This window comes from Pseudotenacibaculum sp. MALMAid0570, from assembly GCF_040151415.1.
In the GTDB taxonomy this organism is placed as follows: Bacteria; Bacteroidota; Bacteroidia; order Flavobacteriales; family Flavobacteriaceae; genus Polaribacter.
This window is the reverse complement of sequence record NZ_JBDKWF010000003.1, coordinates 1-296: the sequence shown is the minus strand read 5'-3', so window position 1 is coordinate 296 and position 296 is coordinate 1. Positions and strand designations below refer to the sequence as shown.

General features: G+C 46.3%; 1 pseudogene. It reads left to right on the top strand.

Annotated elements, in window-relative coordinates:
- Window positions 1-296: pseudogene (locus AAON49_RS00015) on the top strand (T9SS type A sorting domain-containing protein); the annotation flags it as partial.

Below are 296 nucleotides of genomic sequence, written 5' to 3'. Positions count from 1 at the left end.
AGCGATGATGGAACTCGTGTGGCTGTTGGATCACCCTCTATAGCGGGTAGTACTGGTGCTGTTGGAATCTATCAATACAATGGTAGTGCTTGGGTACAGGTAGGAAGTAATATTAGTGGAGAGGCTTCAGGAGATTCATCTGGTCAATCTATTAGCCTCAATGCAGATGGTACTCGTATTGCCATAGGAGCTTATCTGAATGATGGAAATGGGACTGACGCTGGTCATGTACGAGTTTATGGAGAATCAGGTGGAACATGGACACAACTGGGAGGTGATATTGATGGTGAGGCTGC